General features: G+C 61.7%; 5 protein-coding genes and 1 pseudogene. 2 read left to right on the forward strand and 4 right to left on the reverse strand.

The window, feature by feature from the left end; translation table 11 throughout:
* Positions 1-33 precede the first annotated feature (33 nt).
* Positions 34-1,701: a dipeptide ABC transporter ATP-binding protein gene (locus B7E02_RS00165; protein WP_080791593.1), complete on the forward strand. Its 1,668-nt coding sequence runs from the start codon at positions 34-36 to the stop codon at positions 1,699-1,701.
* A 160-nt stretch (positions 1,702-1,861) separates the two neighbouring features.
* Here the strand turns inward: B7E02_RS00165 and B7E02_RS00170 are convergent, their stop codons facing one another.
* The 4 genes from B7E02_RS00170 to B7E02_RS14255 form a co-directional block, all read right to left on the reverse strand.
* Positions 1,862-3,619 carry a proline--tRNA ligase gene (locus tag B7E02_RS00170; RefSeq protein WP_080791587.1) on the reverse strand — a complete coding sequence of 586 codons (1,758 nt, stop codon included), beginning with the start codon at positions 3,617-3,619 and terminating at the stop codon, positions 1,862-1,864.
* Between the two features lie 349 nt (positions 3,620-3,968).
* The gene (locus tag B7E02_RS00175; protein ID WP_179129613.1) at positions 3,969-4,799 is read right to left on the reverse strand and encodes an HtaA domain-containing protein; all 831 of its coding nucleotides are present in this window, start codon (positions 4,797-4,799) and stop codon (positions 3,969-3,971) included.
* Positions 4,800-5,120: 321 nt separating this feature from the next.
* On the reverse strand, positions 5,121-5,921 hold the full coding sequence (locus B7E02_RS14250; RefSeq protein WP_080791595.1) for a PH domain-containing protein: 801 nt from the start codon (positions 5,919-5,921) through the stop codon (positions 5,121-5,123).
* Positions 5,922-6,137: 216 nt separating this feature from the next.
* Positions 6,138-6,311 (reverse strand): hypothetical protein, encoded by a 174-nt coding sequence (locus tag B7E02_RS14255; RefSeq protein WP_179129614.1) that lies wholly within the window; start codon positions 6,309-6,311, stop codon positions 6,138-6,140.
* Positions 6,312-6,684: 373 nt separating this feature from the next.
* Between B7E02_RS14255 and B7E02_RS00185 the strand changes: the two are divergent.
* Positions 6,685-6,888, forward strand: a pseudogene (locus tag B7E02_RS00185) (IS6 family transposase); the annotation flags it as partial.
* Positions 6,889-7,014 lie beyond the last annotated feature (126 nt).

Here is a 7,014-nt window from a genome sequence, read left to right on the forward strand (position 1 = left end):
CCACCCACCCCCGCACACGGCGGCGAGAAGCCCCTGCTGGAGCTCCGCAACCTCAAGATCTCCTTCACCTCCTCCACCGGAGTCGTCGATGCCGTCCGCGGCGCGAACCTGACGGTGTATCCGGGGCAGTCCGTGGCCATCGTCGGTGAGTCCGGGTCCGGCAAGTCCACCACAGCTATGTCGATTATCGGTCTGCTTCCGGGAACCGGAAAGGTCACCGAGGGTTCCATCCTCTTTGAGGGTGCGGATATCACCGGACTCAGCGACAAGCAGATGCAGAAGTACCGCGGCTCCGAGATCGGACTCGTGCCCCAGGATCCCATGACCAACCTCAACCCGGTCTGGCGGATCGGCACCCAGGTCAAGGAATCGCTTCGGGCCAACCACGTGGTCCCCGGCTCCGAGATGGACTCCCGCGTCACCGAGCTGCTCGAAGAGGCCGGACTCCCCGATGCCGAACGCCGCGCCAAGCAGTATCCACATGAGTTCTCCGGCGGAATGCGCCAACGAGCGCTCATCAGCATCGGCCTGGCCGCACGACCAAAGCTCCTCATCGCCGACGAACCCACCTCCGCCCTGGACGTGACGGTCCAGCGGCAGATCCTGGACCATCTTGGAACCCTGACCAGGGAGCTCGGCACCGCGGTGCTGTTTATCACCCACGATCTCGGTCTCGCCGCCGAACGCGCGGAACATCTCGTGGTCATGCACCGCGGACGGATCGTCGAGTCCGGACCCAGTCTGAAGATCCTGCGCAATCCGCAGCATCCCTACACCCGACGACTGGTCAAGGCGGCACCCTCCCTCGCCTCCGCTCGTATCCAGAGCGCACGGGAAAAAGGGGTGGACACCGCAGAACTTTTGACCACGGACAAGGCAACCGAGTCGGAACAGCGCGTCATCGAGGTACGAAACCTGACCAAAGAGTTTGATATCCGTGGCGCGCGTGGGGACAAGAAGACCCTCAAGGCGGTCGATGATGTCTCCTTCTACGTCCGGAAGGGCACCACCACCGCCCTGGTGGGCGAATCAGGTTCCGGAAAGTCCACCGTGGCGAACATGGTGCTCAACCTCATCGATCCGACGAGCGGCCAGGTGTTCTACAACGGCACCGATCTGTCCACCCTCGGCGCCAGGGAACTGTTCGCCATGCGGCGCAAGCTTCAGGTGGTCTTCCAGAATCCCTACGGTTCCCTCGATCCGATGTACTCGATCTACCGGTGCATCGAGGAACCACTGGTGATCCACAAGGTCGGAGGTGACCGCAAGGCGCGGGAGAATCGCGTCGCCGAGCTCCTGGACATGGTTTCCATGCCTCGATCGACCATGCGCCGCTACCCCAACGAGCTCTCCGGGGGTCAGCGCCAACGCATCGCCATCGCCCGCGCGCTGGCACTCAATCCCGAGGTGATCGTGCTGGACGAGGCCGTCTCCGCACTTGATGTACTGGTGCAGAATCAGATCCTGCGGCTCCTCGCCGAGCTGCAGTCCGATCTGGAACTCACCTACCTCTTCATCACCCACGACCTGGCGGTGGTACGTCAGACCGCGGACGATGTGGTGGTCATGCAGAAGGGTCGGATCGTGGAGGCGGGCCGCACCGATGACATCTTCAACAACCCCGAGCAGGCCTACACCCGGGATCTGATCAATGCGGTGCCCGGTCTGGGCATCGAGCTCGGTACCGGGGAGCATCTCTAGGCTCCGCGGTCCCACCCGCAGCGGGAAGAACTACACGCACCCTGCAACCCGGCGACCATGTTCGGTACCGGATCGCAGGGTGCGTGCAGTTGTTCTCCCTTCCAGCGCGGCAGAACACCGCGCGGAAGGCGGACCGGCTGGGCCCTGGCGGTCGTCCTCGCTAGCCGCGGATGAGCCCGAGCAGGGTGTCCACGGCATTCTCGGCCGGGATCTCCACCGTCTCGCCCCCACGGACGCGCACCTCCACCGTTCCTGCGGCGTAACCGCGGCCGAGCACCAGGGTGTACGGCATGCCGAGCAGCTCGGCATCCTTGAACTTCACACCCGGGCTCACCTTGGCCCGGTCGTCGAAAAGCACGTCGAGACCGGTGGCGGACAGCTCGTCGGCGAAGCGGCCGGCGGCCTCCATCGCCGCGGCGTCCTTGTTCGCCGCGACCACGTGGACCTGGTAGGGCGCCACCTCGATCGGCCAGTTCAGCCCCGCCTCATCATGGCGCTGCTCAGCGATCACCGCCAGCAGCCTGGAAACCCCTATTCCATAGGAACCCATGGTGGGGACGGCGCGTTTGCCGTTCTCATCGAGGATCTGCACGTCGAATGCCTCGGTGTACTTCCGACCCAGCTGGAAGATGTGGCCGATCTCAATGCCGCGCTGCAGGGTCAGCGTTCCCTGGCCCGCGGGGGCGGGATCGCCCTCCCTGATCTCCGCCGCCTCAATGAAGCCGTCGGGTACGAAGTCTCGCCCTGCGACGAGTCCGACAACATGCCGTTCCCTTTCATCGGCACCGGTGATCCAGGAGGTGCCTGTGACAACCCGTGGGTCCGCCAGGACGCGCACTCCATTGCGGCTCAGGCCGATCGGCCCGACGTAGCCCTTGACCAGGAAGGGATTTGCCGCGAAATCAGCCTCCGAGGCCAGTTCGACCTCCGCCGGTTCCAGGGAGGCCTCGAGGCGCTTGATATCCACTTCGCGGTCCCCCGGTACGAGGATGCCGGTCAGCTCCCACTCCGTGGCACCGGGTTCGCGTACCTTGACCACGATGCACTTCAGGGTGTCTGCTGCAGCCACCCCGCGGTCGTCGATGCGGACGTTGATGGAGTTTGCCCACTCCACGAGTGTATCGATGGTCTCTGCAACAGGGGTCTCATGGACCACCGCTTCCGGCAGCCCCTCGATCGACCGCGTCTCACCCGGCTGCGTGATCACCGCCTCCACGTTCGCCGCAAACTCACCATCACTCGCGCGGACGAAAGTGTCCTCGCCGTTGTCGGACACCGCGAGGAACTCCTCGGACGCCGACCCACCCATCGCACCCGAGGTCGCCCGACAGATCACATACTCAATGCCGAGACGGTCGAAGATGCGCTGATAGGCGGCACGGTGCCTGTTGTAGGACTCCTCGAGTCCCTGGTCGCTCATGTCGAAGGAATAGGAATCCTTCATCACGAACTCACGGCCGCGGAGAATGCCCGCCCTGGGCCGCTCCTCATCGCGGTACTTGGTTTGGATCTGGTAGAGGGTGACCGGAAAATCCTTGTAGGAGTTGTAGAGATCCTTGACCGTGGAGGCGAACATCTCCTCGTGGGTGGGTCCTAGAAGGTAATCCCCGCCCTTGCGATCCTTCAACCGGAACAGCGAATCACCGTACTCCGTCCAGCGGTAGGTGACCTCATAGGGTTCCCGGGGCAGCAGACCCGGAAACAGGAGTTCCTGGCCGCCGATCGCGTCCATCTCCTCGCGCACGACCTTCTCGATATTGCGGAGCGCACGCAGCCCGAGCGGCAGCCAGGAGTAGATACCGGGTGCCACCCGACGGATATAACCCGCACGGACGAGCAGCTTGTGGCTGGGAACCTCAGCATCTGCTGGGTCCTCACGCAGGGTTCGCAGGAAGAGCGTGGAAAGATGTGTGATCATGAGAGTAAAATATACCCTTTCCGCCGCACCCGCCCCGTGTCCGGGGCGCGGCTGGCACGGGTTGGCCGGAGGTGCCGCCACCCCGCTGCGGCCTATGTGGACATCAGGTGCAGTCACGGGGCCCGACCCTGTGACGGACCGTTGGACAACGGCGCAGGTGGCACCGTATGAAAGCCAGCTTCTCGACGCCCCGGATCGAGGCGAACCGTAAGCGGCCGGGTTAAGGGGGATGGAGTCCTACGGACTCAGACGAAGCGGATTACCCGCACTGACGATCCGAGAAGCCTCCCCACCCCTGGCCCTTGCGCACAAATCCTCCCACCCGACCGGGAATGCGGTCTGGCCCACCCTAGGATGAGGTGATCCACCCGCCCACGCTGGCGGTGAGCTGACGGAGCAGATCGAGGATCCGGCTGAAGAATCCGGACTTGCCGCCGGGGTTGGTCGGTGTTTCGCCGCCGGGGTTGGTCGGTGTTTCGCCGCCGGGGTTGGTCGGTGTTTCGCCGCCGGGGTTGGTCGGTGCATCCTTCACTGTGACGGCGAAGCTGAGGGGATCACTGCTCTGTTTCGCGTAACGGTTCAGTTCCTTCGGCTGGAGTGTGTCCAGGAAGACTCCTTCGACCGCGGTCCAGGTGTAAGTTTTCTCCCCTTCCTGTTCACTCACGTCGGGCGTGGGGAGAACGAGTGAGGCGACATCGACCCGGGAGATCCCCTCCTGACCCGGGTCGGCCAGCTCCGACAGGTCGGCGCTGAGCACCCCGGTCTGTCCGTCCTCGCCGATCCGGATGGTGGGGTTTTCCAGGACGATGCTGAATCCGTGCAGTTCGCTGGCGAAGGTGATGCGCCCTCCGAACCGGATCTCCCCCTTACCGCCTGCGGGATCGTAGGTGGACTCAGCGGACTGCGGGAAACTGAAGTTTCCATCCTCGTTGACGCTTGCGCCCGCTGATGCCTGCGTCGTTCCCTTCGTCCAGGAGCTGGCGAGGTAGCTTCGCCACGACTCCTTGAAGCCCCAGTTCAGATCGGTGGTTACCACCGTTGCCGGATCCGCGGCGGGCACCGTGGTCTGCGTCTGCTGCGCGATGGCCGCCGGTGCGACGGTCGCGGCACCGCCGATCACGATGGTGATTGAGGTCGCGGCAGCGAGCGCGCGCCGGGAGAAGAGGGAAGGGTGTGACACGGGTGCCTCCGGGTGGGTGTTGTCCTTGGTGAATGAACCTGCCTCCTGCGGCGTTCCACGCGCAGGAGTGGGCGCGCCGCACACAGCGGCGCCGGAATCAGGTTTACCTAAATTAGGTTAGCCTGTGCAATTTTTCGGGTGCGTTTCGGGGGTGCATGATTAGTGGATCTACCATCTCGCCCGCGCCCCGACGACCGGTGCTGTTGCAAACGCGCATTTTTGATGAAAACGACGGATCTTCTACCTGTGTTGCGCTGCACGATATCAAATAGTTAGTAAGCGGAAAACCCTAGTTGCAACAGCACCGTCTCGGATGGGGGACTAGATTCCCAGTGCCTTTGCTTTTGCTTGCATGAACTCGTCGTCGTTGAGAATTCCTGCCGCATGAAGCTCGGCCAGCTTCTCAATCTGTGCAACCGGATCAGGGGTGGTCTCGACCGGAGCCGCAGAGGCGGTGGGCCGTGCGGATCCGCCCATCGCTTGGCGCAGGAGATTAGCAAGCTCAGTTCCCCGGCCATGTGGCAGCGCCGTGATCTCTAGATCACTGCCAGAGACCGTCATCTTCACTGTCTCGCCCGTCAACTTCTTTCCGGTTGACAAGGACGTGATGGACGTGGGATTGATCTCTTTCATCTCACTGCCCATGAGCTTGCGGTCCTTGATGATCGCGCGGAGATTGGTGAGGACGATAATTCCGAGGTTGTCATCCAGAGTACCGGTGGTGATCATCTGGATTTCTTCCCCGGATTGCATGTCATCCAGGATGGTACTGATTTCGCGGAAACCGAACAGTTTCGCGGATTTTTCCATCTTCGCTAGAGCTGCATTTAGGCCGTGGTCGTAGGTGGCCCCTTCGGGAAGTAAGGCCAATATTTCTGAAGCGAACTTTTCATGCATGGAGCCGAGCCCATCTAGGCTGATGCTGAGTTCGTCCCCGTTGATGTTGACGGTGCCGTTCATGGCGTACCTGTTGGCGGTTAGTCGTCTCTTGCGATCAATGTGGATGGAATTTCCGGTATCGGTGATCGTGACATCTTTGATGGCCGGCAGGTTCTGGAGCAGTGTTTGACGGGCTGCTTCTGGATTCATTAGGAGTGTGCGTCGGGTGTCGAAGTGCGGCATAAGGTGTTCCTTCCAGGCGGTACGTCGTGGTTGTGGCAGCAGCGGAGATCTAATGTGAGTGAGTTAGTTCCATTAAGTTGGTTTCAGCTTCAATTATTTATTCTGTCATTTACTGTCCTGTTCTGCTGCTGATCAGGCTAGTTCATCGTGGATCCCTCAATGCACCCGGGTTGTCCCTGCATTAGCTGGCTACTGGAACGCTCGGCAGAGGGCGGATCAGCTTATCCCCAGTTCGCAGGCGATCTTTCCCCTGAGCAGGTCGGCGGCGATACCTTCACGACCCTTCACGACCCTTCTCGATCTGCTCGGCCGCGAGTTTTTCGCCTGGCCCTTGCATCGGCCGGCGGCCCTGGCCAGCACGATACCCTCGGCCTGGTACTCACGGATCAAGGAGCGCTCGAACTCCGCAAAGGAGCGGACCGAGGCCCCTCCCTCAGAATCCGGGTGACCAGCTGACGAAGATCAACCAGCGAGCAGGCGAGCTGGCCCATCGACGATGCCCGGAGATCGTCGCCCTCACGGAGGTAACTGATGCCCTCATCGAGCCCAAAGTAGGGTGCGCCCTTCTTGCCCGAGACTTGGTCTGTTAACACTCAAGCGATGGGATCGATCGCCTCGAGTTGGCGATCCAGATTCTGGTCGGCAGTCGAAACGGTCAGCAGCCAATAGTCACTAAGAATCCTTTTCGGACAGGGCTCCTTATATATAAGGTGCTGTTGCAAAGTTGGGGCAGTAGAAAGACCGGCGTGAAATAATCAGAGCCATGGGCATCTTCTCCGGTCGGCATTTCCCCCGTGACATCATCCTGTGGGCGGTGCGGTGGTACTGCCGCTACGGGGTGAGCTACCGCGATCTCGAAGAAATGATGACCGAGCGGGGTGTGCCAGTCGATCACACCACGATCTACCGCTGGGTGCAGAAATACGCCCCTGAGCTGGATAAGCAGACTCGCTGGTACCGGCAGGTTGGTTCGCCCCGGGTTTAATGGAGGGTAGGAAATTGGAAAAGGAAACCCTTACATGCCCACCAAATACACTGTCGAGCTCAAGCAGCGCGCTGTAGAACTCGTGCTCCACGCTCAAGCTGATCCCGT

The sequence above is a fragment of the Corynebacterium pacaense genome, from assembly GCF_900169525.1.
Classification (GTDB): domain Bacteria; phylum Actinomycetota; class Actinomycetes; order Mycobacteriales; family Mycobacteriaceae; genus Corynebacterium; species Corynebacterium pacaense.